General features: G+C 66.9%; 25 protein-coding genes. 9 read left to right on the forward strand and 16 right to left on the reverse strand.

Going from position 1 to position 23,812, the window contains the following annotated elements:
• From Q0Q36_RS22165 to Q0Q36_RS22200, 8 genes are all read left to right on the forward strand, one after another.
• On the forward strand, positions 1-905 hold a 905-nt coding region (locus tag Q0Q36_RS22165), incomplete at its 5' end, for a DUF2232 domain-containing protein (protein ID WP_293801523.1).
• Between the two features lie 35 nt (positions 906-940).
• On the forward strand, positions 941-1,504 hold the full coding sequence (gene rplI, locus Q0Q36_RS22170) for a 50S ribosomal protein L9 (RefSeq protein ID WP_293801525.1): 564 nt from the start codon (positions 941-943) through the stop codon (positions 1,502-1,504).
• A 220-nt stretch (positions 1,505-1,724) separates the two neighbouring features.
• Positions 1,725-3,212: a replicative DNA helicase gene (locus tag Q0Q36_RS22175; protein WP_293801527.1), complete on the forward strand. Its 1,488-nt coding sequence runs from the start codon at positions 1,725-1,727 to the stop codon at positions 3,210-3,212.
• Positions 3,209-4,339 carry an alanine racemase gene (gene alr, locus Q0Q36_RS22180; RefSeq protein WP_293801529.1) on the forward strand — a complete coding sequence of 377 codons (1,131 nt, stop codon included), beginning with the start codon at positions 3,209-3,211 and terminating at the stop codon, positions 4,337-4,339. Before Q0Q36_RS22175 ends, alr begins: the two co-directional genes overlap by 4 nt.
• The gene (gene radA / locus Q0Q36_RS22185) at positions 4,339-5,739 is read left to right on the forward strand and encodes a DNA repair protein RadA (protein WP_293801531.1); all 1,401 of its coding nucleotides are present in this window, start codon (positions 4,339-4,341) and stop codon (positions 5,737-5,739) included. The genes alr and radA overlap by 1 nt, the downstream gene beginning before the upstream one ends.
• Positions 5,740-5,846: 107 nt before the next feature.
• Positions 5,847-6,464, forward strand: coding sequence for a CvpA family protein (locus Q0Q36_RS22190; RefSeq protein WP_293801533.1), 618 nt, complete (start codon positions 5,847-5,849; stop codon positions 6,462-6,464).
• Between the two features lie 46 nt (positions 6,465-6,510).
• Positions 6,511-7,983, forward strand: a complete 1,473-nt coding sequence (gene purF, locus Q0Q36_RS22195) for an amidophosphoribosyltransferase (RefSeq protein WP_293801535.1) — start codon at positions 6,511-6,513, stop codon at positions 7,981-7,983.
• A 19-nt stretch (positions 7,984-8,002) separates the two neighbouring features.
• On the forward strand, positions 8,003-8,743 hold the full coding sequence (locus Q0Q36_RS22200; protein WP_293801537.1) for an SDR family NAD(P)-dependent oxidoreductase: 741 nt from the start codon (positions 8,003-8,005) through the stop codon (positions 8,741-8,743).
• A 6-nt stretch (positions 8,744-8,749) separates the two neighbouring features.
• Here Q0Q36_RS22200 and Q0Q36_RS22205 read toward each other — a convergent pair whose 3' ends face one another.
• The 4 genes from Q0Q36_RS22205 to Q0Q36_RS22220 all read right to left on the reverse strand — a co-directional run bounded on the left by Q0Q36_RS22205 (position 8,750) and on the right by Q0Q36_RS22220 (position 12,416).
• Entirely contained in the window at positions 8,750-9,160 is a 411-nt protein-coding gene (locus tag Q0Q36_RS22205) for an NUDIX hydrolase (protein ID WP_293801539.1), read from the reverse strand.
• A 15-nt stretch (positions 9,161-9,175) separates the two neighbouring features.
• Positions 9,176-10,273, reverse strand: coding sequence for an FAD-binding oxidoreductase (locus Q0Q36_RS22210; RefSeq protein ID WP_293801541.1), 1,098 nt, complete (start codon positions 10,271-10,273; stop codon positions 9,176-9,178).
• Positions 10,273-11,670, reverse strand: a complete 1,398-nt coding sequence (gene der, locus Q0Q36_RS22215; RefSeq protein ID WP_293801543.1) for a ribosome biogenesis GTPase Der — start codon at positions 11,668-11,670, stop codon at positions 10,273-10,275. Before der ends, Q0Q36_RS22210 begins: the two co-directional genes overlap by 1 nt.
• 83 nt (positions 11,671-11,753) lie before the next feature.
• Positions 11,754-12,416, reverse strand: a complete 663-nt coding sequence (locus Q0Q36_RS22220) for a tetratricopeptide repeat protein (RefSeq protein ID WP_293801545.1) — start codon at positions 12,414-12,416, stop codon at positions 11,754-11,756.
• Positions 12,417-12,597: 181 nt separating this feature from the next.
• Between Q0Q36_RS22220 and Q0Q36_RS22225 the strand changes: the two genes are divergently transcribed.
• Positions 12,598-13,632, forward strand: a complete 1,035-nt coding sequence (locus Q0Q36_RS22225) for a purine nucleoside permease (RefSeq protein ID WP_293801547.1) — start codon at positions 12,598-12,600, stop codon at positions 13,630-13,632.
• A gap of 74 nt (positions 13,633-13,706) precedes the next feature.
• Here Q0Q36_RS22225 and queA read toward each other — a convergent pair whose 3' ends face one another.
• The 12 genes from queA to Q0Q36_RS22285 all read right to left on the reverse strand — a co-directional run.
• Positions 13,707-14,798: a tRNA preQ1(34) S-adenosylmethionine ribosyltransferase-isomerase QueA gene (gene queA, locus Q0Q36_RS22230; protein ID WP_293801549.1), complete on the reverse strand. Its 1,092-nt coding sequence runs from the start codon at positions 14,796-14,798 to the stop codon at positions 13,707-13,709.
• Between the two features lie 101 nt (positions 14,799-14,899).
• Complete coding sequence (locus Q0Q36_RS22235; RefSeq protein WP_291658294.1) at positions 14,900-15,370, reverse strand: peptidylprolyl isomerase; 471 nt, start codon at positions 15,368-15,370, stop codon at positions 14,900-14,902.
• Positions 15,370-16,032, reverse strand: coding sequence for a hypothetical protein (locus Q0Q36_RS22240; RefSeq protein ID WP_293801552.1), 663 nt, complete (start codon positions 16,030-16,032; stop codon positions 15,370-15,372). The genes Q0Q36_RS22235 and Q0Q36_RS22240 overlap by 1 nt, the downstream gene beginning before the upstream one ends.
• A gap of 36 nt (positions 16,033-16,068) precedes the next feature.
• Positions 16,069-16,617 carry a peptidylprolyl isomerase gene (locus tag Q0Q36_RS22245; RefSeq protein WP_199092485.1) on the reverse strand — a complete coding sequence of 183 codons (549 nt, stop codon included), beginning with the start codon at positions 16,615-16,617 and terminating at the stop codon, positions 16,069-16,071.
• A 456-nt stretch (positions 16,618-17,073) separates the two neighbouring features.
• A complete protein-coding gene (locus tag Q0Q36_RS22250) occupies positions 17,074-17,706 on the reverse strand; it encodes a DUF1062 domain-containing protein (RefSeq protein WP_293801555.1) in 633 nt (210 codons plus the stop codon).
• A gap of 389 nt (positions 17,707-18,095) precedes the next feature.
• Positions 18,096-18,326 carry a DUF1467 family protein gene (locus tag Q0Q36_RS22255; RefSeq protein ID WP_293801557.1) on the reverse strand — a complete coding sequence of 77 codons (231 nt, stop codon included), beginning with the start codon at positions 18,324-18,326 and terminating at the stop codon, positions 18,096-18,098.
• A complete protein-coding gene (locus tag Q0Q36_RS22260) occupies positions 18,323-18,730 on the reverse strand; it encodes a RidA family protein (RefSeq protein ID WP_293801559.1) in 408 nt (135 codons plus the stop codon). Before Q0Q36_RS22260 ends, Q0Q36_RS22255 begins: the two co-directional genes overlap by 4 nt.
• Before the next feature lie 5 nt (positions 18,731-18,735).
• Complete coding sequence (gene mce / locus Q0Q36_RS22265) at positions 18,736-19,140, reverse strand: methylmalonyl-CoA epimerase (RefSeq protein ID WP_047575196.1); 405 nt, start codon at positions 19,138-19,140, stop codon at positions 18,736-18,738.
• A gap of 33 nt (positions 19,141-19,173) precedes the next feature.
• Positions 19,174-20,844 (reverse strand): ribonuclease J, encoded by a 1,671-nt coding sequence (locus Q0Q36_RS22270; protein WP_293801562.1) that lies wholly within the window; start codon positions 20,842-20,844, stop codon positions 19,174-19,176.
• A 110-nt stretch (positions 20,845-20,954) separates the two neighbouring features.
• Positions 20,955-21,713, reverse strand: coding sequence for a biotin--[acetyl-CoA-carboxylase] ligase (locus Q0Q36_RS22275; RefSeq protein ID WP_293801564.1), 759 nt, complete (start codon positions 21,711-21,713; stop codon positions 20,955-20,957).
• 117 nt (positions 21,714-21,830) lie between these two features.
• Complete coding sequence (gene nuoN, locus Q0Q36_RS22280; RefSeq protein ID WP_293801566.1) at positions 21,831-23,258, reverse strand: NADH-quinone oxidoreductase subunit NuoN; 1,428 nt, start codon at positions 23,256-23,258, stop codon at positions 21,831-21,833.
• Positions 23,259-23,267: 9 nt separating this feature from the next.
• On the reverse strand, positions 23,268-23,812 hold a 545-nt coding region (locus tag Q0Q36_RS22285; RefSeq protein ID WP_293801568.1), incomplete at its 5' end, for a proton-conducting transporter membrane subunit.

A 23,812-nucleotide genomic window follows, 5' to 3' on the forward strand; every position in this document is an offset into this window, starting at 1 on the left:
TGCTCTTCTCAGTGGTGATCACCGGATCGCCGCTGGCCGCTTTGCTGTATTCGGCTGCTCCCCTCCCGATCTTCATCGCATCGCTGGGCTGGAACCACCGCTCCGGGTTGTTCGCCACCGCCGCCGGTGCGCTTGCCGTCGCGGTTGCGCTCGCCCCGACCGGCGGCATCGCCTTTGCCCTGATCATCGGCCTGCCGGCCTGGTGGATCGCCTATCTCGCCCTGCTGGCCCGCGCCGACGCCCAGGGCCAGGTCGAATGGTATCCGCTCGGCAACCTGCTGCTCTGGATCGCCGCCACCGCCGCGCTCGCCACGGTCGGCAGCGCGCTGGTGATGACCACCGATTACGAGACCTATCGCGCGGTGATCGCGCGCATGATCGAGACGCTGCTGAACGAGATGGTTCGCGGCAAGCTGCTGGCTCTGCCGGCCGGCATCCAGGTGAAGGAGCTTGCCGACAGCCTGGCCCCAGCCGTGCCGCTCGGCATCGGCGCCTCCTTCGTCACCACCATCACGGCCAATCTCTGGCTCGCAGCCCGCACGGTGAAGATGTCGAGCCGCCTGCCGCGGCCCTGGCCCTTCATCCCCTCGACGACCCTGCCCCGCCAGGCCCTGCTGCTGCTTATCGTGGCGGGTTTCGTCGTGACCATGGGCGGCTTCATCGGCGTCGCCGCCATGGCCTTCGCCGGCGCGCTGCTGGCCGCCTTCATGTTCAGCGGGCTCGCCACGCTGCACGACATCTCGCGCGGCCGCGCCTGGCGGATGCCGATGCTGATTTCGATCTATGTCGCCCTCATCGTGATGCAGGCCGTGCTGACGCCACTGCTCGCGATCGCCGGCGTCATCGACACGCTGCTCGGCCTGCGCAAGCGGGCCGCGCTGCCGCCTCCGCCTACCCGTTCCTGAAACCCTGACCAACAGACTGATCAAGGAGAAGACCCATGGAAGTGATCCTGCTCGAACGCGTCGCCAAGCTCGGCCAGATGGGCGACATCGTCCGCGTCCGCGACGGCTTCGGCCGCAACTACCTGCTCGCCCGCGGCAAGGCGCTGCGCGCCACCGAGGACAACAAGAAGCGCTTCGAGAGCCAGAAGCTCGAGCTCGAGACCCGCAACCTCGAGCTGAAGTCCGAGGCCGATGCCGTCGCCGAGCGCCTGAACGGTCAGAGCGTCACCATCCTGCGCCAGTCGGGCGAGTCCGGCGTGCTCTACGGTTCGGTCTCGACCCGCGACATCGCCGAGGCCCTGACCAAGGACGGCTTCAACGTCTCGCGCGGCCAGGTGACCCTGAACACCCCGATCAAGACCCTCGGCCTGCACACCGTCCCGGTCGTGCTGCATCCGGAAGTCTCGGTCACCATCACCGTCAACGTCGCCCGTTCGGCTGAAGAGGCCGAGCGCCAGGCCGCCGGCGAGAACGTCACGGCCCGCGAGGAGTTCGATCTCGACGATCTCGGCCTCGAGGTCGGTGCGGCGCTGGCCGAGGCCGGCGACGCCGAGCTCTGAGCCGAAAAGCTGCCGAATCGAGTCAAGGGCGCCGTGGCAACACGGCGCCTTTTTCGTTTGTCCTGTGAACTGCGGGAATTGACCATCAACGTGCTGGCAGAAGCTGTCGGAGTGTTAAACTAGGTTCATCCCGACTCAGTTGCCGCCATCCGTTCCGCCTCTCCCGCGGTCCGAATGCCGGTTTGAAAATGTAAGTAAACGCTTACTTACCAAGGCAGCCATGGCCCCCGTCACCGCCCTCGTCGCCCGCCTCGACAATCGCGAGGCCGAATTCCGCGTCCAGCCTCACAATATCGAGGCGGAACAGGCGCTGCTGGGCGCGATCCTGGTCAATAACGACGCGTTCTATCGCGTCTCCGACTTCCTGCTGCCCGACCACTTCTTCGAGCCTGTCCACCAGCGCGTCTACGAGCTCGTGTCGAGCATGATCCGCGCCGGCAAGATCGCGACGCCGATCACGCTGAAGACCTTCGTCAACGACATAGACCTCGGCGAGATCACGCCGAGCCAGTATCTCGCCCGCCTCGCCGCCGAGGCGACGACGGTCATCAACGCCGCCGATTACGGCCGGACGATCTACGACCTCGCGGTGCGCCGGCAGCTCATCGGCGTCGGCGAGGACCTCGTCAACGTCGCCTATGACGCCCCGGTCGAGATGGCGCCGCGCGAGCAGATCGAGGATGCCGAGCGCCGGCTCTACGAGCTCGCCGAAAAGGGCCGCTACGAGGGCGGCTTCCAGAAATTCGACGGCGCGCTGCGCCTCGCCATCGACATGGCAGCGAGCGCCTACCAGCGCGCCGGCGGCCTCTCCGGCATCTCGACAGGCCTGCGCGACGTCGACCAGCGCATGGGCGGCCTGCAACGCTCCGACCTGCTCGTGCTCGCGGGACGCCCCGCCATGGGTAAGACCTCGCTCGCCACCAATATCGCCTTCAACATCGCCAAGGCCTGGAGAGGCGAGCGGCAGGAGGACGGCTCGATCAAGTCAGTCGACGGCGGCATCGTCGGCTTCTTCTCGCTGGAAATGTCGGCCGACCAGCTCGCGACCCGTATCGTCGCCGAGCAATCCAGCATCTCCTCCTACAAGATCAGGCAGGGTCGCATCACCGAGGGCGATTTCGCCCGATTGACCGATGTCGCCGCCCAGATCGAGAAGCTGCCGCTCTATATCGACCAGACCGGCGGTATCTCGATCGCGCAGCTGATGGCGCGCGCCCGGCGGCTGAAACGCCAGAAGGGACTCGACGTCCTGTTCATCGACTACCTGCAACTGCTCTCCGGTTCGTCAAAGAACAGCCAGAACCGCGTGCAGGAGCTCACTGAGATCACGACCAGCCTGAAGGCGCTGGCCAAGGAGCTCAACGTCCCGATCATCGCGCTCTCGCAGCTCTCGCGTCAGGTCGAGAATCGCGACGACAAGCGCCCGCAGCTCTCGGACCTGCGCGAATCCGGCTCGATCGAGCAGGACGCCGACGTGGTGATGTTCGTCTATCGTGAGGAATATTACCTCAAGGGCAAGGAGCCGCGCCCCGGCACCGAAGAGCACAACAAGTGGCAGATCGAGATGGAGGCCATGCACGGCGTCGCCGAGCTGATCATCGGCAAGCAGCGCCACGGCCCGACGGGCGCCGTGGCCTTGCAGTTCGACGCAGATGTGACACGTTTCTCGGATCGCGCCGATGAGATGCGCCTGCCGGACCGTGAATGATGCCTGCCGACCTGCCTGATTCCGCCGCCTTCGGCGCGACGCTCACCATCGATCTCGACGCGCTGGTCTCGAACTGGCGCCTACTCGGCAAGCGGGCCGGCACCGAGGCCGGCGCCGTGGTCAAGGCGGACGCCTATGGCATCGGCATCGAGCCTGCCGTCACGGCGCTGGCCAAGGCCGGCTGCAGGAACTTCTTCGTCGCGCATGTCTCGGAGGCCATCCGCGCCCGCAAGGTCGCGCCCGATGCGACGATCTATGTGCTGAACGGGCTGCTGCCCGGCGCGGCCGAGACCTTTGCAGCACACGGCCTATCGCCGGTGCTGGGCTCGCATGAGGAATTGCTGGAATGGGCCTCGTTCCGGCAGACCGGCGCGCAGGTCCGGCCCGCGGCGCTGCATGTCGACACCGCGATGAACCGGCTCGGCCTCTGGCCGGGTGAGGGCCTCAACCTCGCCCGTGAGCGCTCGGGCGTGATCGCGGCGGCGGGAATCGGATTGGTGATGAGCCATTTCGCCTCCTCCGAAGTCGAGACAGATCCGGCCAATGCTCGCCAGATCGCGGCCTTCGCCGAGATCGCCGCGGCGCTGCCGGAGGTGCCGGCCTCACTCAAGAATTCCTCGGGCCATTTCCTCAAGGACTGCCCGTCCTACCAGCTCACGCGGCCGGGCTATGCGCTCTATGGCGGCAATCCGACGCCCGGGCAGCCTAACCCGATGAAGCCGGTCGTCGGCCTGGAAGCCACGATCATCCAGACCCGCGAGGTCGAGGACGGCACGCAGGTCGGCTATAACGGGCGCTGGACGGCCAAGGGCAAGCGCAAGCTCGCGACGATCTGCCTCGGCTATGCCGACGGCTATCCGCGCAATGGCAGCTGGACCGATAGCTCGACCGGCGGCTCGGTACTGATCGAGGGTGTCTCCTGCCCCTTCGTCGGCTCGGTCTCGATGGACCTGATCATCATCGATGTGACCCATGCCCCGTCCGGCGCGGCAAAACGCGGCGCAAGCGTGACGTTGATCGGCGGCCCCCTCGATCTGGAGACCGTCGGCGGCGGCGCCAAGACGATCGGTTACGAGATTCTGACCAGCCTCGGCCGCCGCTATCACCGGCGTTATATCGGCGGCTGATGGCCAAGCGCGGACCGACCTATCACTGCCAGGCCTGCGGCGCGGTCTATCACCGCTGGCAGGGGAAGTGCGACGCCTGCGGGACATGGTCCTCGCTGGTCGAGGATGCGCAGGCTGCGCCCGTTCCCGGCGGCGGCCGGCCCTCCTCCGGCGGCCGGGCTCGGGGCCGCGTCTTCGCGCTGGAGACGCTGAAGGGCGAGACGCAGGATGCGCCGCGCATCGCCTCCGGCATCGGGGAACTGGACCGCGTTACCGGCGGCGGCTTCGTGCCGGGCTCGGTGCTGCTGATCGGCGGCGATCCCGGCATTGGCAAGTCGACGCTGCTGATGCAGGCGTGCGCGGCGCTCGCCAAGGCGGGCAAGCGCGTCGTCTATGTCTCCGGCGAGGAATCGACCGGGCAGGTCAGGCTCCGGGCCGAGCGCATGGGATTGGCCGAGGCGCCGGTCGATCTCGCGGCCGAGACCAATGTCGAGGATATCGTCGCGACGCTGGGCCAGGGCGAGCGCCCTGCCCTCGTGGTGATCGATTCGATCCAGACCATGTGGTCCGGCGAGGTCGAGAGCGCGCCGGGCACGGTGACGCAGGTGCGCGGCTCGGCGCAGGCGCTGATCCGCTATGCCAAGACATCAGGCGTCTGCCTGATCCTGGTCGGCCATGTCACCAAGGACGGGCAGATCGCGGGACCGCGCGTCGTCGAGCACATGGTCGACGCCGTGCTGTCGTTCGAGGGCGAAGGCGCGCACTCGTTCCGCATCCTGCGCGGCCAGAAGAACCGCTTCGGCGCGACCGACGAGATCGGCGTGTTCGAGATGACCGGCAAGGGACTGTCGGAGGTCACCAACCCCTCGGCGCTCTTCCTCGCTGGCCGCGACCAGCCGGCGCCGGGCGCTGCCGTCTTCGCCGGAATGGAGGGCACGCGGCCGGTCCTGGTCGAGATCCAGGCTCTGGTCGCGCCAACCGCCCTCGGCACGCCGCGGCGCGCCGTGGTCGGCTGGGAGAACAGCCGGCTCGCCATGGTGCTGGCCGTACTCGAAACGCATGGCGGCCTGCGCCTTGGCCAGCATGACGTCTATCTCAATGTCGCCGGAGGCCTGCGGGTCAACGAACCGGCCGCCGATGTCGCGGTCGCAGCCGCGCTGGTCTCTTCGCTCAGCGGGGCGACCCTGCCGCAGGAAGCGGTCTATTTCGGCGAGATCGCGCTGTCGGGCGCGATTCGGCCGGTCGCGGTCGCTGCCGCACGCCTCAGGGAAGCGGCCAAGCTCGGCTTTGAAGCGGCGCTGATGCCGAGCGGCGGCGCCGATCACGGCGACGGCAACGGGCTGAACCTGCGACGTTTCGGCCATGTCACGGAACTCGTTGCCGATATCGCCGCGCGCGCTCCTCGCAGAGATGTGAAATGACTTCGCCGAAAGGGTGACGCAGAGGGCGGGAACGCGTATAGCAAAGCCGAAACGGCCGCCCTGCCTCCGGCCGGTCGGCACCTGACCACAGCAAAGCGGCCCTCCCAATGCCTGTCACCATTCTCGATCTCGTCGTCATCGGCGTGGTTCTGATCTCGGCTTTGCTCGCGGCCGTGCGCGGCTTCACGCGCGAAGTGCTTGCGATCGCCTCCTGGATCGCCGCGGCGGCCGTCGCCTGGCTGTTCCATCCGCAGCTCGTGCCCTTCATCCAGCAATACATTCCGGCAAGCTCCGCGCAGGGTACGATCGCGCTGGTCGCCTCGATCGCGGCTCTGTTCCTGGGTACGCTGATCGTCGTCTCGCTGATCACGGCCCGGGTTTCCGATTTCGTGCTCGACTCGCGCATCGGCGCGCTCGACCGCACGCTCGGCTTCGTCTTCGGCGCCGCGCGCGGCCTGCTCCTGGCGGTGATCGGCTATGTCTTCTTCACCGCGCTGGTCGGCAACGAGAAGCTGCCGGTCTGGGCCAAGGACGCGAAGGCCAAGCCGATGCTGGAGGAAACCGGCCGTTCGCTGATCGCCATGCTGCCGCAGGACGTGAATGCCGACTTCATCAAGAACCTGCTGAAGAAGCAGAAGCCGGAGGAAGGCACCGAGGCCCCGGCCGAGGAGCCGCGCAGCCCCGCGACGCCGGCACCGGTTGCACCTGCCCCAGCCCGTCCCTAATTAGCGCGTAGAACGTTAGCTCAAGCCCCGTCGCCTGGAGCCAGACATGATCTCGCAAACCGAGCGTGATGCCGCCTTCGATCCCAATGCCGACCGGCTGCGGGAGGAATGCGGCGTCTTCGGCATCTATGGCCATGCCGATGCCGCGGCGCTCACCGCGCTCGGCCTGCACGCGCTGCAGCATCGGGGTCAGGAGGCGGCAGGCATCGTCTCCTTCGACGGCAAGCGCTTCCACTCGGAGCGCCGCCTCGGTCTCGTCGGCGACGCCTTCTCGGAAGCGAGCGTCATCGACAAGCTCAAGGGCAAGCAGGCGATCGGCCATGTCCGTTACTCGACGACGGGCGAGACGATCCTGCGCAACGTCCAGCCGCTCTTCGCCGAATTGCATGGCGGCGGCTTCGCGGTGGCGCATAACGGCAACCTGACCAACGGGCTGACGCTGCGCCGCGACCTCGTCCGCGATGGCGCGATCTATCAGTCGACCTCCGACACCGAGGTGCTGCTGCATCTCGTGGCGCGCAGCCGCAAGCAGCATTTCATCGACCGCTTCATCGAGGCGATCCGCCAGATCGAGGGCGCCTATGCCTTCGTCGGCATGACCAACAAGAAGCTCATCGGCGCGCGCGACCCGCTCGGCATCCGCCCGCTCGTGCTCGGCGATCTCGATGGCTGCCCGATCCTGACCTCCGAGACCTGCGCGCTCGACATCATCGGCGCCAAGTTCGTTCGCGAGATCGAGAACGGCGAGGTCGTGATCATCTCCGAGACGGGGATCGAGAGCCACAAGCCCTTCCCGCCCGTGGCGGAACGGCCCTGCATCTTCGAATACATCTATTTCGCCCGCCCCGACTCCATCGTGAAGGGCCGCAGCATCTACGAGCGCCGCAAGGCGATGGGTGCCGTGCTGGCACAGGAGTCGCCGGCCGAGGCGGATGTCGTCGTGCCCGTGCCGGATTCCGGCGTGCCGGCGGCGCTGGGCTATGCTCAGGCGAGCGGCATCCCGTTCGAGCTCGGCATCATCCGCAACCACTATGTCGGGCGCACCTTCATCGAGCCGACGCAGAAGGTCCGCGAGCTCGGCGTCAAGCTGAAGCATTCGGCCAACCGCTCGGTGGTCGAGGGCAAGCGCATCATCCTGGTCGACGATTCGATCGTGCGCGGCACGACCTCGTTCAAGATCGTGAAGATGATGCGCGAGGCCGGCGCCAAGGAGGTGCATTTCCGCATCTCCTCGCCGCCGATCACCCATCCCGACTATTACGGGATCGATACGCCCGACCGCGAGAAGCTGCTCGCCGCGACGCACTCGCTGGAAGAAATGCGCCAGTTCGTCGGCGCGGATTCGCTGGCCTTCATCTCGGTGGACGGGCTCTACCGCGCCATGGGTCATGAGCGCCGCGATCCGGCCCGGCCGCAATTCACCGACCATTGCTTCACCGGCGACTACCCGACCTCGCTGACCGACATGGTCGGCGAGAGCGCCAAGCAGCAGATTTCGCTGCTGGCCGAAGCCGGCTGAGCCAGCGGAGCTTCCTGTCATGACAAAGCCTCTCGCGGGGCGCGTCGCGCTCGTCACCGGCGCCTCGCGCGGCATCGGCCGTGCCGCGGCGCTGGCCTTCGCCGAAGCCGGCGCGCATGTCATCGCGCTCGCCCGTACGGCCGGCGCGCTCGAGGAACTCGACGACGAGATCGTCGCGATCGGCGGCAGCGCCACGTTGGTGCCGCTCGACCTTGCCGATGCCCGCGGGCTGGAGAAGCTCGGCCTTGCCGTATCCGAACGCTGGGGCAAGCTCGACGTCCTGCTCGCCAATGCCGGCGTGCTCGGCTCGCTGACGCCGCTCGGCCATGCGACCGAGAAGGACTGGGCCAAGGTCCTCGATATCAACGTCACCGCCAACTGGCGCCTGCTCAAGGCGCTCGATCCGGCGCTGCGCGCCTCGGATGCCGGCCGCGTGCTGCTGATGACCTCGGGCGCCGCGCATAAATGCACGGCCTATTGGGGGCCTTACTCGATCTCCAAGGCCGCCGTGGAGGCGCTGGGACGTACCTATGCGGCCGAGACGGCGACGACCCCGGTCAAGCTCATGCTGGTCAATCCAGGGCCGCTGCGCACCAAGATGCGGGCGGAGGCGATGCCGGGCGAAGACCCGCAGATCCTGAAGACGCCGGAGGAGCTGGCGCCGCATCTGGTCCGGCTGGCTTCGCCTGACTGGGCCGAGAGCGGCAAGATCTTCGACTTCCCGCAGGGCAAGGTGCTCACCCCGCAAGTGCCGGTCTGAGAGCGCTCAGCCGCGCGCCAGCGCCGCCTGAACCAGCGTGATCAGATCAGGAATGGTGAGTTTCGGCAGGGCCGCCATCTCGTCCAGGCCGAACCAGCGGATCTCGTCGTGTTCGTCGACGAGATTGCTACCCGTTCCGCCTTCCCAGGCACTGACGACGTAGATGTGGTGGAGCGCGGCACCGTTGCGCTCCGGGAAGCGCTCCGCCTCGGAAAGCACCAATTCATAGCGCGTCGGCACCAGCCCTACCTCTTCGCGGCACTCCCGCAGCAGGGTCTGTTCCAGCGCCTCGCCGGGCTCGACCCGGCCGCCGATCGCATCCCAATGCCCGGGCCAGGCGCGTTTCCAGGTCGCGCGCAGGCCAAGCAGGACCTTCCGATCGGCATCGACGAAGAGCGCGCTGACGGTCTCCAGCATGCGCGCTCTCGATCGCTATTCGGCGCGCAGCCAGCGCAGCAGGCCCGCCTGATCGCCGCTCTCGACGGCGGCCGCGACGCGCCGGCCGACCGCCGCACCGAATTTGTAGCCATGGCCGGAGCAGGCCGAGACCGCCGTTACGCGGCCGACCTGCCGGGACAGGAATTTGCGGTCCGCGGTGAAGGTGTAGGCGCAGGTGACGACGCGCTCGACCCGGTACTCTGCGATGCGCGCGAAGGGCGGCGCGAAATAATCGCGGATCTGCTCGCCCTCGCCCGGCCGCGGCTCGCGCTCCTCGTCGGGCTGGCGGGGGCGCTTGTGGATGCCTGCGCCGACCTTCAGCCCGGTGCCGTCGACCGGCGGCAGGACATAGCCATCGACCGTGCCGCCGACATCGACGATGACCGGAGCAGCCTCCCAGGCGGCCTTCAAATCCGCCGGCGGATCGAGATAGGCGACGGCCGTGCGATAGGTCGTGAGCACGTCGGCAAGCTCCGGCAGGAGCTTCAGCGCCCAGGCGCCGGAGCTGACCACGATGCGATCGAAGCTGGCCGCCTCGCCATCGGCCAGGGCAATGCGGCCGCTCTCGGGATCGATAGAGGTCACGGTCGCACCTTCACGCAAGATGACGCCGCGCTCGCGCAGCAAGCGGACCATGTCGGCGGCGATGCGGGCCGGGAAGAGCGCACCGCCCTCGGGACTGAGATAGGCGTAGCGGATCGTGGCGGCGTCGATGAAGGGATAGCGCCGGGCGGTCTCCGCCGCGTCATAGAGCTCGTAGGGCGAGGCCATGCGGTCAAGGCCTTCGCGGTACTCCTCGCCCTCGTCACCCTCGGTCTGGGAGATACCGAGCACGCCGCAGGGCGCATAATGCTGCTTGCCGAGATCGGCCCAGAGCTCGCTCCAGGCCTCGAAGGCTTCGGTGATGGTGCGGGCATAGCCGTCGGCGCCACCATAGGCGCGCCGGATAATGCGGTGCTGGTCGCCGGAAGCCGCATAAGGGTTGGGGATCTGCGGTGCCTGCTCATAGAGCGTCACCTCATGCCCGCGCCTGTTCAGCGACCAGGCGGTGGAAAGCCCGGCGATACCGGCGCCGACGACCGCGACCTTCATCAGCCCTTGCGCTCCTTGTCATAGGGATTGGCGCCGCCGCGACGATGCAAGCGGATCGGCGTGCCCGGAAGCTCGAACGCATCCCGGAGATTGTTGACGAGATAGCGGGTATAGGACACCGGCAGATGGTCGAGCTGGTTGCCGAACAGCGCGAAGGTCGGCGGGCGGGCCTTGGCCTGCGTCATATAGCGAATCTTGATGCGTCGGCCGGCCACGGCCGGGGGCGGATGCGCCGAAAGCACGCCTTCGAGCCAGCGATTGATCCGCGCGGTCGAGACGCGGCGGTTCCAGACGCCATAGGCCGAGAACACGCCCTGCATCAGCTTGTCGATGCCCTCGCCGGCGAGGCCGGAAAGCGGGATGATCGGCACGCCGCGCACCTGCGCCAGCAGATGATTGGCCTTCTCCTTGAGTTCGGCGAGCAGGCCCTGCTTGTCGGCGACAAGGTCCCATTTGTTGAGGCCGATCACGACCGCCCGGCCTTCGCGCTCGGTCAGGTCGACCAGCGTCAGGTCCTGCTTCTCGAAGGGGATCGTCGCATCGAGCAGCACGACCACGACTTCGGCGAAGCGGATCGCGCGCAGCGAATCGGCCACCGAGAGCTTCTCCAGCTTCTCCTCGATGCGGGCGCGCTTGCGCATGCCGGCGGTGTCGAAGAGCTTGACCTTGCGGCCGCGCCATTCCCAGTCGACCGAGATGGTGTCGCGGGTGATGCCGGCCTCGGGGCCGGTCAGCATGCGCTCTTCACCGATCATGCGGTTGACCAGCGTCGACTTGCCGGCGTTCGGACGGCCGATGATGGTGACGCGCAAGGGGCGATCGGGATCGATATCCTCCTCGTCCTCGGTATCGGCGGCGGGAACATCGGCCCAGGCCGCCTCGTCCTCGTCATCCTCGGATTCGTCGGCGATATAGGGCATCAGCGCTTCGAGCAGGTCCGAAGTGCCCTCGCCATGCTCGGCCGAGAATGGCACGGGGTCGCCGAGGCCGAGGCCGTAGGACTCGATGATGCCGTCGGTCCCCTTCTTCCCCTCGGCCTTGTTGGCGAGCAGGATCACCGGCTTGCCGGAGCGGCGCACCAGATCGGCGAAGGGCTGGTCCATCGGCGTGATGCCGAGGCGGGCGTCGATCATGAAAAGCACGACATCGGCCTGCGCGATCGCGGTCTCGGTCTGGGCGCGCATGCGGCCGGCGAGCGAATCCTTGTCGGCCTCCTCGAGGCCGGCGGTGTCGATCACCTTGAAGCGGAGATGGCCGAGGGTGGCGTCACCCTCGCGGCGGTCGCGCGTCACGCCCGGCCGGTCATCGACCAGCGCGAGCTTTTTGCCGACCAGCCGGTTGAACAGCGTCGACTTGCCGACATTGGGGCGCCCGATCAGGGCGACGATGGCTGTCATCAGATTTCACACATTTTCGCCGTCGTCCCGGTTCACCGAAGCGAGAAGCCGAGGCGGCGGCGCCGTTGGAGCCAGGCTCCGGTTCAGTTCTTCACCGTGACGGGGCCGCCACGGACCAGAGCGAGATAAAGCTCGACGCGCTGGCGCAGGGCCTGCGGCGCCTGCGGATCGGTGATCGCGGCATCGAACCAGCGCCCGGCATCCTCGAAAAGATTAGCCTTGAGCGCGGCGATGCCGAGGAATTCGCGGGCCGAATGGCGCCAGACGCCCTGCGGGGCAGCCAGCGGCTCCAGCGCTGCCTTGACCTCCGGATAGCCCGCGAGATCGACGCGCAGGATGCCGGCGCGCAGCTTGGCAAGGTCGCGAGAGGTCTGGTCGAGCGAAGCGTCGGCGGCAATCGCATCGAAGGCGGCAGCACCGGCAGCCGGGTCTCGCTTGGCCGTCTCGGCCGCCAGGCGGAAGCGGGCGATCAGGCGGTAGCCGGCGGGCGCCGTGGTCGAGAGCTCCTTCAGGATGGTCTCGGCCTGGGTGGCGTCGCCGTCACGCGAAGATTTCAGCGCCGCTTCGAGGCGCGCGCCGACGGCCTGCGAGGCCTGATTCTCGCGATGCAGCCAGAACTGCCAGCCGGCAACGGCGAGCACCGCCAGCACGGCGAGGCTGGTGACGACCCAGCCATATTTCTTCCAGAGCTCCGCTGCCTTGTCGCGGCGGACTTCCTCATCGATCTCGCGAAAAATATCGGCCATTTGACTGTCAAAATCCCTGTTGTGAGCCCGGTAGCATTTTCGGCTGGGGAATGCGAGCCGGTTCAGTGCATGGAGCGTCGCACCAGAATGGACGGCCGGGCTCCCGCCATGGCAAAACTGGCCCGGCCCTTGCTGCGCCCGATCCGGACGGCCCTTTCAGCTTTCGGCCGTGGAGAGTTCCATGAAGCAGACGATCACCAGACGGGCCGGCCTCGTCGCCCTCACCCTCGCCGCCTTCGCCCCCGGCGCGCTGGCGACGCCGGCCGCTGCGCAGACCCAGCCGATCAAGGTCAAGGTCTTCGTCGCCGCGATGTTCGAGATCGGCGAGAATACCGGCGACCGGGCCGGCGAGTTCCAGCATTGGTACGAGCGCTATTGGATGAAAAGCCAGCCGCATCCGGTGAAGGGCGCGCTGAAGCCGGTCTATTGCAACGATGATGGCGTCTGCGGCGCCGTGCTCGGCATGGGCAAGGTCAATTCCTCGTCCTCGATGCAGGCGATCCTGCTCGACCCGGCCTATGACTTCTCGCAGGCCTATTTCGTGCTCAGCGGCGTCGCCGGCACGCCGCCCTCGCGCGGCACGATCGGCGACGTATCCTGGGGCACATGGCTGGTCGATTACGATCTCGGCCATCGCTGGGCGCCGGAGGAAGGCAAGCCGGGCGAGCCGGTCTTCATGCCGCGCAAGGGCTATGAGAGCTATCGCGTCTTCCAGCTCAACCCGATGCTGGTGAAATGGGCGGTGAAGCTCGGCTCCGGTGTGAACCTGCAGGATTCCGATTCCGCAAAACAGTACCGGATGCGCTATCCCGACAAGAAGGCGCAGGCCGCGCCCTCCGTGCAGACCGGCACGCATATGACCGGCGACACCTTCTTCCACGGGCCGGGCCTGTCGAAGGAGGCACAGTACATGGCCAAGCTCTACGGCGCCGACGATTATGTGATCACCGAGATGGAGGCCGCCGCGATCACGCTGGTGATCAAGCGGCAATTCGGCACCGACCGGATCATGAGCCTGCGCGGCGCGGTCAATTTCGACCAGGGCAACCCGAACGAGACGACGCTGCAGCATCTCGACCCGGCGCCCGGCCAGACGGCCGGTGGCTTCGCCGAGACCGTCGCCAATGTCGAGGCCGTCGGCTCGAAGGTGGTCGATCACATCGTTGCGGATTGGCCCGTCTGGCAGAAGGGCGTGCCGCCGCTGCCGACGAAGTAGGGGCTGATTTCCACGCCCTTTGTCATTCCGGGGCTTCGCGCAGCGAAGAACCCGGAATGACAGGGTGGTTCGCTCTATGATCGACCGGCCCTGAACAGCAGGCTGCCGTCGCCGTAGGAGTAGAAGCGGTAATTCGCTGCGATCGCATGGGCATAGGCTAGTTTCATCACCTCGAGTCCGCAGAAGGCGGAGACGAGCATGAAGAGCGTCGAGCGCGGCAGATGGAAGTTCGTCATCAATAGGTCGACTGCGCGGAAGCGGTAGCCCGGGGTGATGAAGATCGCGGTGTCGCCGGAGAAGGGCCGGATCGTGCCGTCCTCGGCCGCCGCGCTCTCGATCAGGCGCAGTGAGGTCGTGCCGACGCAGACGATGCGCCCGCCCTTCGCCTTGACGGTGTTCAGCGCGGCAGCCGTCTCGGGCGAGACAGTGCCCCATTCGGCATGCATGCGATGGTCGTCGGTATCGTCAGCCTTCACCGGCAGGAAGGTGCCGGCGCCGACATGGAGCGTGACGAAATGCCGGCTGACGCCGCGGGCGTCCAAGGCCGCCAATAGTTCCGGCGTGAAATGCAGGCCCGCTGTCGGCGCGGCGACAGCGCCGTCCTTCCGGGCGAAATTGGTCTGGTAGTCGGCGGTATCGGCGCTGTCGGTCGGGCGCTTGCCGGCGATATAGGGCGGCAGCGGCAATTCGCCGAGCCGCGCGATCGCCTCATCGAGATAGGCGCCGGTCAGGCTGAACTGCAATTCGACCTCGCCGCCCTCGCCCTTGGCGATCACCTCGGCCTGCAGGCGGCCGAGCTCGCAGGCGTTGCTGGCAGCCTCCGAATCGAAAACCACGCGTTCGCCAACAGCGAGCTTCTTGGCCGGCCGGGCGAAGGCGAGCCAGCGATCCTCGCTCTCGCGCTTGTGCAGCATGATCTCGATGCGGGCAGAATCCGCGCCGCGATAGCGCCGCCCGCGCAGGCGGGATGGGATGACGCGGGTATCGTTGAGGACAAGCGCATCGCCGGGTTGAAGCAGCGAGACGAGATCGCGGATGCCGCGATCCTCCAGTGGCTCGGGCGCATCTGGACGCACCACGAGCAACCGCGCCGCATCACGCGGGCTTGCCGGCCTGAGCGCGATGCGATCCTCGGGCAGGTCGAAATCGAAGAGATCGACATTCACGACCGCAGCGTCCTTCTCGTCAAACGAAACGAGCCCTCACCCCATTGGCTACGAGCGTTGCTCGCGTCCCGGGATGAGGGCTCGCCTCAAACTATCGAAGATCAGGCCGCGTCGGCCATCACCTTCATCGAGACGATCGAGTCGGGATCGCGCACCGGCTCGCCGCGCTTGATCTTGTCGACATTGTCCATGCCTTCGACGACCTCGCCCCAGACGGTGTACTGCTTGTCGAGGAAGCGGGCATCGTCGAACACGATAAAGAACTGGCTGTTGGCCGAGTTCGGGTTCTGAGCGCGGGCCATCGAGCAGATGCCGCGGACATGCGGCTCGGCGTTGAACTCCTGCTTCAGGTCCGGATAGCTCGAACCGCCGGTGCCGGTGCCGTGCGGGCAGCCGACCTGGGCCATGAAGCCGTCGATGACGCGGTGGAAGACGATGCCGTCATAGAAGCCCTCGCGGGCGAGCAGCTTGATGCGCTCGACATGGCCGGGCGCCAGGTCGGGACGCAGCTTGATCACCACCTTGCCCTTGGTGGTTTCCATGACGAGGGTGTTCTCGGGATCCAGCGACATCAGGTCTGCCTTTCATTGAGCCGCGCGCGGCCGTGGAAGCGAATGGTGAAGGGTCGCCCCGCGATACTCGCTCCGAGGCCCGCCGACAACCTCATCGGCGTGCAGGAGCGGATGGCGGCGATGGCGGAGTCGCTGAAGCGCTGCTGGAATGCGACATCGCCGCGCTTCGTCTCCCAGGTGACGCGCGGCTGGCCGAACAGGCTGCCGTCGCGCCGGAGGCTGAAACGCAGCGACACCATCGCGCCCGTCAGGTCGCCGGGCAATGGCGGCGGCGTCCAGCAGCGCTGAAGCGCCGGAGCGATCTGGTCGAGCCGGTCGACGGTCTCGGTACCGTCCCTGGGGTTCTCGGGAGCGACCTGCTCAGCGGGCGTGATCTGGCCGATCAGCCCGATCTCGCCGCTGCCGTGCAGGACGCGCGGCGAGTCGAGCCGGCGCTGGTCCAGGCCGGGAATGTCATTGCCGCTGAAGGGACCGCCGATGCCGGGATTGTAGCGCTGGCCGCTCTGCGGCGGCAGGACCGGGTTCTGCGAGCCCGAAGGCGGGGGCAGAACCGGATTCTGCGAGCCGGAGGGCGGCGGCAAGCCGAGATCGCGCGTCTCCTGCGCGAGCGCTCCGCTCATGCCCAGCGCCAGGGCGATTCCGATCAGGGCCGTCCGAACCATCGCCACGCCCTCCCCGGCTCGCCCTGCGCCGGTTTCTTACTTCGCGTCGGCCTGGAGCCGCATGCGGATGATCTTGTCGGGGCCGCTGACCTGGCCGCTGCCGGGCGCGCCCTTCTTGATCTTGCGCACGGCGTCCATGCCGGAGACGACCTCGCCGAACAGCGTGTAGCTGCCGGTCAGCGAGCCGCAGCCTTCATAGCAGATGAAGAACTGCGAGTTGGCGGAGTTCGGCGACTGCGAGCGCGCCATGCCGACGGAGCCGACCTTGTAAGGCGTCTGACTGAACTCGGCCGGGATATTCGGGAGATCGGAGCCGCCGGTGCCGGTGCCGGTCGGGTCGCCGGTCTGGGCCATGAAGCCGTCGATGACGCGGTGGAAGACGACGCCGTCATAGAAGCCGCGCTTCACCAGCGCCTTGATCTGCGCGACATGCTTCGGCGCGAGATCCGGCCGCAGGCGGATCGTCACCGGGCCGTCCTTGGTCTCGAGGATGACGGTGTTCTCGGGATCCGGCTTCGGCGTCTGGGCCTGGGCGAAACCGAGCGAGGCGACGACGGCAAGGGCGGCGAGCGAGCTGCGCAGCATGAAATTCTCCATGGCCGCCGGCGAGCCCGGCGGATGCCGGTCGATAGCCCTATCCTTTGACGGGAACAAGGCATCGCGTCGATCGGCCGCCTGCCCTTGCTGCACTGCACAAGTGCAAGAAAGACTAATCTTGCAAAAATTCCAGGCTGGAGTTGCCTAAACTGATGACAGCGCCGTCACAATCGGCTAATCCTTCCCGCGCTGGGAGCGCTTTGCAGGTCGAAGCGCTGCGGACCAGGTCTTGGGAGGAACAAACGCCCGCCTTGCAAAACGAGTCGCACGCTCTCTGAGACGTGTGCCGGTGCAGCGGTAAAAGCGGACTATCAAAGGCAAGGCATCGGCCTTGCCTTTTTTCTTGCGCGGTACCCCGAGCAGACGCGCCTGAATTGATCCCGCTGTCATTCCGGGGCTTCGCCGAGCGAAGAACCCGGAATGACAGCGTTGTGGCAGTGCTCCTCAACCGATATCGGCCGCCAGAGGCCGCCAGAGCTCTTCCCTCCCGGTCTCCGCCGACAGGTCGAGGAGAACGATAGCGCCAGTTCTGACGCGCCGCCGCAGACTGTCGGCATGCCCCGAAGCAATGCAGAGCGCGCCCTCGTCATGGAGCACTTGCAGCCGCGCCCGCGACAGCCCCAGTTCTGAGGCCAGCAGGCGGTCGAGACGCAGGCTGGCCGGAAACGGAACCATCAGTTCGATCTCCAGATGCGTCCAATCGCGGGCTTCGGACAGGATATCCTTGACGATGTCGTATTCCGGAAACTCGTCGATGCGCTGCGCCTTGCGTCGCAAGGCATCGAGATTGAACGCTTCGGTCTGTACCCAGAGCGGGTCGTTGGACTGAAGCGCCGCGAGTATCCGGGGCTCGATGTCGCGGATGTTCCGCCGTTCGAAGACAGGGCGGTTCCAGGTCTTGTCGCAGCCGACGCATCTGTAGATCAGCCACGCATCGAGGCTGCGGCCATTGGCGTTGAGCCTGGCCTTTCCGCTGGCACGGAAGGCTCTCGGCCCGCCGCAGCCATTGCAAGATAGCCAAGGTTGGGGAGGGATTTGCGGCGTGACGGTCCATCGGACCCGCAATTTCGCGCACATAGCAGTCTTGGTCTTCCATTCGGAAGTTCACCAAGATGGCGCGTGAGGAACCCTTGTCGGGCGCGGTGTGGCGGTGCTTCAGGTGGTCGAAGAGCAGAGGCAGCGGGGGCTGTCCTGGCACGGTGGAACAATGCCAAACCGGTCTCTCGCCACCACCCGACGAACGTATTCATACGCCGATGGCAAGCCGCCGCCGACTGTACGGGTGAACTGGATTGAGACCGGACTTACTTAGGCAAAGCCTACCTCGACGCGCCAACGCTCTTCGAGACCAGCGATAGCAGGCGATCCGCGTCAGCGGGAGCCGTGCGCCGCTCGAAGCAGGAAGAACCGCGCGGCATGAGATAATTCTGCAACGTCGCGCCCAACAGGGGCCGCGCAACGATGTCTCAGATGTCGCAGGTCACCCAGACATACCAGACGCCGGCGAAGATCACCGCCGCGATCACCGAAGTGATGACGGCCTTCTTCAGCAGGCCCGGCAGCACCGGCGCCCCGGGCTCGGTGCCGGCCACGACGTCACCCGCCTCCTGCTGGCTGCGGATGCCAAAGGGCAGCACCGCAAAGAGCGTGATCCACCAGATGACGAAATAGAGGGCGAGGCCGCCGACGAGATTCATGCCGTCTTCCCCGCGAGCGCGATGCAGGAGAAGGCGACCCGCGCCTCCGTGGGCACGCCGAAGCGCGCCGTATGTCGGGCCGGCAAACCGCCCGGGAAATGCTTCACGTATTCGGCGTTGCAGGCGGCGTAGTCCGCGGGGTCTGTGATGAGCATCGTCATCTGGACGACGCGGTCGAGCGAGCTTCCGGCTTCCGCCAGGATCTCGGCAACACGGCTGAGCGCATTGCGAACCTCCTCGGCCGGGGTCTGGCCACGATGGACGCCACGCGCCGGGTCATGCGGTGCTGAATGGCCGGAGACGAAGACGAGCCCGCCGGCGACGGTGGCAGCGCTGAAGGGGCGCGGCGAGCCGGCTTCGGGCTGCCCCAGGAAAGCGATCTCGGTCGAAGCGATGTCTGTCATCGTCGTCAGGCCTGTTCGAGCTCGACCAGCGTACCCAGGAAATCCTTGGGATGCAGGAACAGCACCGGCTTGCCATGCGCGCCGATGCGCGGCTCGCCGGAGCCGAGGACGCGGGCGCCTTGCGCCTTCAAACGATCGCGCGCCGCGAGGATGTCGTCAACCTCGTAGCAGATGTGATGGATGCCGCCATCGGCATTGCGTTCGAGAAACTTGGCGATCGGCGAGTCGGCCCCGAGCGGCTCCAGCAATTCGATCTTGGTGTTCGGCAGTTCGACGAAGACGACGGTGACGCCATGCTCCGGCTCGGCCTGCGGCTGCGAGACGCGCGCGCCCAGCGTGTCGCGATAGAGTGCCGTCGAGGCTTCGAGGTCCTTCACCGCAATGGCGACGTGGTTCAGGCGTCCGATCATCTTCATCCTCTCCGGCGTGGCCGTGCGGCCTTTCTACACCTCGACCACCAGCGCATGCACCAGCGGCTTCTTGCCCCACTCCTCGTTGACCGCGCTGCGCACGCCGCGCTCCAGCGCATTGCGCAAAGCCTCGGGGTCGCGGCGTCGAGCCTTCGGAATATTGTCGAGGAGGTCGCCGACGATATCGGCGACGAACTCGTCGAAATCGATGCCGCCAAGGGTGCGCGGCGGCAGGCCGAGCACGGCGATCTCGGGCTCGCCGGCAATGCCGCCCTTCTCATCGATCGCGACCGCGATCGAGACGATGCCGGCGAAGGACAGGCGACGGCGCTCCTGGATGGTTTTCTCAAGAGCGTTCACCAGCAGCGAACCATCCTGATAGAGCCGGCCATGCCGGACCTCGTCGACCTTGCGGGCGCCCTCACCCGAGATCGCGACCACGTCGCCATTGCCGGCGCGCAGCACATGCTTGACGCCGAGGCTGCGGGCGAAGGTTTCATGCTCGGCGAGATGCAGGTCTTCGCCATGGGCGGGGATCGCGATCTGCGGCTTCAGCCAGCCATAGAGCCGGGCCATCTCCTCGCGGCGGGGATGGCCGGAGACATGGACCAGATGCGTCCGGTCGGTGATGATCTCGATCTTGTCGCGGGCGAGCGCGTTCAGGATGTTGCCAACCGACTTTTCGTTACCGGGGATGGTGCGCGACGAGAAGATCACGCGGTCGCCGGGCGACAACGCGATCTCGGGATGGTCGTCCGAAGCGATGCGCGAAAGCGCGGCGCGCGGCTCGCCCTGGCTGCCGGTGACCAGCGCGACGACCTTGTCGCGCGGCAGGTAGCCATAGGCATCGACCGGGCGGAAGCCAGGAATGCCGTCGAGATAGCCGCATTCGCGGGCGACATCGATGACGCGATCCATGGCGCGGCCGACGACGACGACCTCGCGGTCGTTGGCCATCGCCGCTTCTGCAACGGCGCGCAGGCGCGCGACATTGGAGGCGAAGGTGGTGACGGCGACGCGCCCCGGCGCCGAGGCGACCAGTTCCTTCATCTTGGCGGCGACATCGGCTTCGCTCGGGCTCGTGCCGTCGCGCATGACGTTGGTGGAATCGCAGACCAGCGCCAGCACGCCCTCGTCGCCGAGCTCGCGCAGGCGCTTCTCGTTGGTCGGCAGGCCGACCCGCGGGGTCGGATCGATCTTCCAGTCGCCGGTATGGACGACGAGGCCGGCGGGCGTACGGATCGCGAGCGCATTCGATTCCGGGATCGAATGGGCGACCGGCACGAATTCGATATCGAAGGGGCCGAGCGTGATCGCGCCACCCTGCGGCACGACATTGATCTCGACATTGGGCGCACCGGGCTCGGAGAGGCGGCGCGTCGCGAGCAGGCCGGCGGCGAAGCGCGTGCAGTAGACGGGAGCACGCAGCGAGGGCCAGAGCGCCGCGAGCGCGCCGATATGGTCTTCATGGGCGTGGGTGATGACGATGCCGAGCAGGTTCGCCCGTTCTTCGATGATGTAGCGCAGGTCGGGCAGCACGATATCGACGCCCGGCGCCTCCGGCCCGGCGAAGGACAGACCGCAATCGACCAGGATCCACTTTCGCCGGCCTTCCGGCCCGAAGCCGTAGAGCGCGGCGTTCATGCCGATCTCGCCGAGGCCGCCGAGGGGAACGAAAACAAGCTGGTCGCTGGAACGGGTCACTGGCAATCCTGATTTTGGCAATGGCTTGATCTAATGCCGCGTGATGGCAAGGAGCCCTAGCACGCCAGCGATGCAGCCTCCAGATCGGCGGAGGTCGTGCAATGGCGCAATCAGGCGGGCGGGCCGAAGAAGAGGTCGCCGGCATCGATGACGCGGCGGCCGGTTTCGGTTTCGAGTTCGAGACGCCCGGTCGGGTCGAGGCCGATGAAGATGCCGGTCAGCGGCCCCTCGGGCAGACGGATGGTGATGGTCTCGCCGAGAAAGGCGGCGCGCTCCAACCAAGCAGCGCGGGTCGGACCGAAGCCACCGGGTTGCGACCAGATGGCGAAGCGCTGGGCGAAGGCGTCGCTCAGACCCGTCAGCATGGCCTCGACATTGGCCTGCGGTGCGGCTGCCTTGAGGAAGGTCGCAGGATAGGGCGTGTCCGTGGGGCAGGAGGCGATGTTGACGCCGCAGCCGACGATGACGTTGAAGCGCCCTGCCCGGCTCTCGCCCTCCAGCAGCAGGCCGGAGGTCTTGGCCCGGTCGAGCAGGAGGTCATTCGGCCATTTCAGCCGGAGGCCGGATGCGGCCGGGCCGAGTAGCTTCGCGGCGGCATCGTGCAAGGCGAGGCCCACGACGAAGCCGAGCTGCGGCGCCAGGGCCGGCGCGCAGGGATCGTTCAGCAGCAGGCTGACGTAGAGATTACCCGGCGGCGAGCCCCATTGCCGGCCATGGCGGCCGCGGCCGGCATTCTGGCTGCGGGCGACGATCCAGAGCTTGCCGGGCTCGCCCTGATCGAGCGCGCGACGGGCTTCCTCCATGGTGGAGCCGACCTCGTCGCGGACGATCAGACGATAGCCCGCGGCGCGGGCGGCCTCACCGAGCATGGGAACGAGTCCATGCCGTCATGCTCGCCCTCGTGGCGAGCATCCACGTCTTGAACACGACCTTCGACCAGCGAAGGCATGGATGGCCGGGACAAGCCCGGCCATGACGGGGAAGCATCAAAACAGCGACTTGGCCGCGGCGGCCGCCGAGTCGAAGAGCGGCGCCGGCACCAGCGACAGCACCAGCACGAAGAGCGCCGAGATCAGCAGCACGGTGCGCACGCCGAGATCGGACTTCTCGAAAGCCGGCTTCGGCTCGTCGAAATACATCACCTTGACGAGGCGCAGGTAGTAGTAGGCGCCAACCACGCTGGTCAGCACGCCGACGACGGCGAGCACGTAGAGCTTCGCGTTGATCGCGGCGAGGAAGACGTACCACTTCGCCCAGAAGCCGGCGAGCGGCGGGATGCCGGCGAGCGAGAACATCATCATCGCCATCGCGAAGGCCATCCAGCCATTGGTGCGGGACAGGCCGGCGAGCTCCGAGATGTCCTCGACCAGCTTGCCGTCGCGGCGCATCATCAGCACGCAGGCGAAGGCGGCGAGCGTCGTGGCGAGGTAGATCGCCATATAGGTCATCACGCCCTGCACACCCTCGGGCGTGCCGGCGGCGAGGCCGACCAGCGCATAGCCCATGTTCGCAATCGACGAATAGGCGAGCAGGCGCTTGATGTTGCGCTGACCGATCGCGGCGAAGGCGCCGAGCGCCATCGAGGCGATCGAGATGAAGACGATAATCTGGCGCCAGTCATGGATCGCGCCCGGGAAGGCGCCGATGAAGACGCGGATCACCATCGCCATGGCGGCCATCTTGGGCGCCGAGGCGAAGAAGGCGGCGACCGGGGTCGGCGCGCCCTCATAGACATCCGGCGTCCACATATGGAACGGCACGGCCGAGATCTTGAAGGCGACGCCGGCCGCGATGAAGACGATGCCGAAGATCAGGCCGAGGCCGGCATGGCCGCCGGCGGTCGCCGCGGCGATACCCGGGAAGGTGACGGTGCCGGTGAAGCCGTAAACCAGCGAACCACCGTAAAGCAGCATGCCGGAGGAGAGCGCGCCGAGCACGAAATACTTCAGGCCGGCTTCGGTCGACTTGGCGTTGTCGCGGTCGAAAGCGGCGACGACATAGAGCGCCAGCGACTGCAATTCGAGGCCGACATAAAGGCTGATGAGGTCGTTCGCCGAAATCATCATCATCATGCCGATGGTCGAGAGCACGACCAGGATCGGGAACTCGAAGCGCATCGTGCCCTGGCGCCGCATCGTATCGGCCGAGAGCAGGATCGAAGCGCCGGCTCCGAGCAGCGTCAGCACTTTCATGAAGCGGGCGAAGCCGTCGGCGATAAAGCCGTTGTTGAAGGTCAAAAGCTTGCCGGTGCCGGAGACGACCATTGCCAGCGCGACCGCGAGCAGCGCCAGCGCCAGCCCTTCGAGCAGGCGCATCGAGCGCTCGCCTTGGATCGCGCCGATCAGCACCATCGCGATGGCGCCGAGGGCGAGGATGATTTCCGGCAGGGCCGGGCCGAGAGCGGGCAGAGCCATGACGAGACCTTACTGCGCGACCGCCAGCGCCGTCTTCGCGACGGCGAGAGCTGCCTGATAGTTCTTGATGAGCGCTTCGGTCGGCGCCGCGAAGGCGTCGAGGATCTGGTGCGGCTGGATGCCGTACCAGATCGTCAGCAGGACGAGCGGGACCAGCGTCAGATATTCGCGGCCGTTCAGATCCGTGATGGTCTTCAGCTCGGGCTTCACCAATTCACCGAAGACGACCCGACGGTAGAGCCAGAGCGCATAGGCCGCCGAGAGGATGACGCCGGAGGTCGCGAAGAAGGCTACCCACGGATTCGCGCGGAAGGCGCCGAGCAGCGTCAGGAACTCGCCGACGAAGCCGGAGGTGCCGGGCAGACCGACATTGGCCATCGTGAAGATCATGAACACGACGGCATAGGCCGGCATGCGGTTCACGAGGCCGCCATAGGCCGCGATCTCGCGGGTGTGCATGCGGTCATAGATCACGCCGACGCAGAGGAAGAGCGCGCCGGAGACCAGGCCGTGGCTGACCATCTGGTACATCGCGCCCTGGATGCCCTGCGGCG

This window comes from uncultured Allobosea sp., assembly GCF_945957345.1.
Taxonomy (GTDB): Bacteria; Pseudomonadota; Alphaproteobacteria; order Rhizobiales; family Beijerinckiaceae; genus Allobosea.

What these genes read in the sequence shown, in the direction of transcription:
- Q0Q36_RS22260 (WP_293801559.1), bottom strand. Translation starts at nt 18,730, where the DNA reads ATGACAGACATCGCTTCGACCGAGATCGCTTTCCTGGGGCAGCCCGAA.
- Q0Q36_RS22200 (WP_293801537.1), top strand. Translation starts at nt 8,003, where the DNA reads ATGACAAAGCCTCTCGCGGGGCGCGTCGCGCTCGTCACCGGCGCCTCG.
- Q0Q36_RS22275 (WP_293801564.1), bottom strand. Translation starts at nt 21,713, where the DNA reads ATGCTCGGTGAGGCCGCCCGCGCCGCGGGCTATCGTCTGATCGTCCGC.
- rplI (WP_293801525.1), top strand. Translation starts at nt 941, where the DNA reads ATGGAAGTGATCCTGCTCGAACGCGTCGCCAAGCTCGGCCAGATGGGC.
- Q0Q36_RS22245 (WP_199092485.1), bottom strand. Translation starts at nt 16,617, where the DNA reads ATGCTGCGCAGCTCGCTCGCCGCCCTTGCCGTCGTCGCCTCGCTCGGT.
- Q0Q36_RS22220 (WP_293801545.1), bottom strand. Translation starts at nt 12,416, where the DNA reads ATGGCCGATATTTTTCGCGAGATCGATGAGGAAGTCCGCCGCGACAAG.
- mce (WP_047575196.1), bottom strand. Translation starts at nt 19,140, where the DNA reads ATGATCGGACGCCTGAACCACGTCGCCATTGCGGTGAAGGACCTCGAA.
- Q0Q36_RS22190 (WP_293801533.1), top strand. Translation starts at nt 5,847, where the DNA reads ATGCCTGTCACCATTCTCGATCTCGTCGTCATCGGCGTGGTTCTGATC.
- Q0Q36_RS22255 (WP_293801557.1), bottom strand. Translation starts at nt 18,326, where the DNA reads ATGAATCTCGTCGGCGGCCTCGCCCTCTATTTCGTCATCTGGTGGATC.
- der (WP_293801543.1), bottom strand. Translation starts at nt 11,670, where the DNA reads ATGACAGCCATCGTCGCCCTGATCGGGCGCCCCAATGTCGGCAAGTCG.
- Q0Q36_RS22250 (WP_293801555.1), bottom strand. Translation starts at nt 17,706, where the DNA reads ATGTGCGCGAAATTGCGGGTCCGATGGACCGTCACGCCGCAAATCCCT.
- purF (WP_293801535.1), top strand. Translation starts at nt 6,511, where the DNA reads ATGATCTCGCAAACCGAGCGTGATGCCGCCTTCGATCCCAATGCCGAC.
- radA (WP_293801531.1), top strand. Translation starts at nt 4,339, where the DNA reads ATGGCCAAGCGCGGACCGACCTATCACTGCCAGGCCTGCGGCGCGGTC.
- Q0Q36_RS22210 (WP_293801541.1), bottom strand. Translation starts at nt 10,273, where the DNA reads ATGAAGGTCGCGGTCGTCGGCGCCGGTATCGCCGGGCTTTCCACCGCC.
- Q0Q36_RS22225 (WP_293801547.1), top strand. Translation starts at nt 12,598, where the DNA reads ATGAAGCAGACGATCACCAGACGGGCCGGCCTCGTCGCCCTCACCCTC.
- Q0Q36_RS22205 (WP_293801539.1), bottom strand. Translation starts at nt 9,160, where the DNA reads ATGCTGGAGACCGTCAGCGCGCTCTTCGTCGATGCCGATCGGAAGGTC.
- Q0Q36_RS22175 (WP_293801527.1), top strand. Translation starts at nt 1,725, where the DNA reads ATGGCCCCCGTCACCGCCCTCGTCGCCCGCCTCGACAATCGCGAGGCC.
- nuoN (WP_293801566.1), bottom strand. Translation starts at nt 23,258, where the DNA reads ATGGCTCTGCCCGCTCTCGGCCCGGCCCTGCCGGAAATCATCCTCGCC.
- alr (WP_293801529.1), top strand. Translation starts at nt 3,209, where the DNA reads ATGATGCCTGCCGACCTGCCTGATTCCGCCGCCTTCGGCGCGACGCTC.
- Q0Q36_RS22240 (WP_293801552.1), bottom strand. Translation starts at nt 16,032, where the DNA reads ATGGTTCGGACGGCCCTGATCGGAATCGCCCTGGCGCTGGGCATGAGC.
- Q0Q36_RS22235 (WP_291658294.1), bottom strand. Translation starts at nt 15,370, where the DNA reads ATGTCGCTGGATCCCGAGAACACCCTCGTCATGGAAACCACCAAGGGC.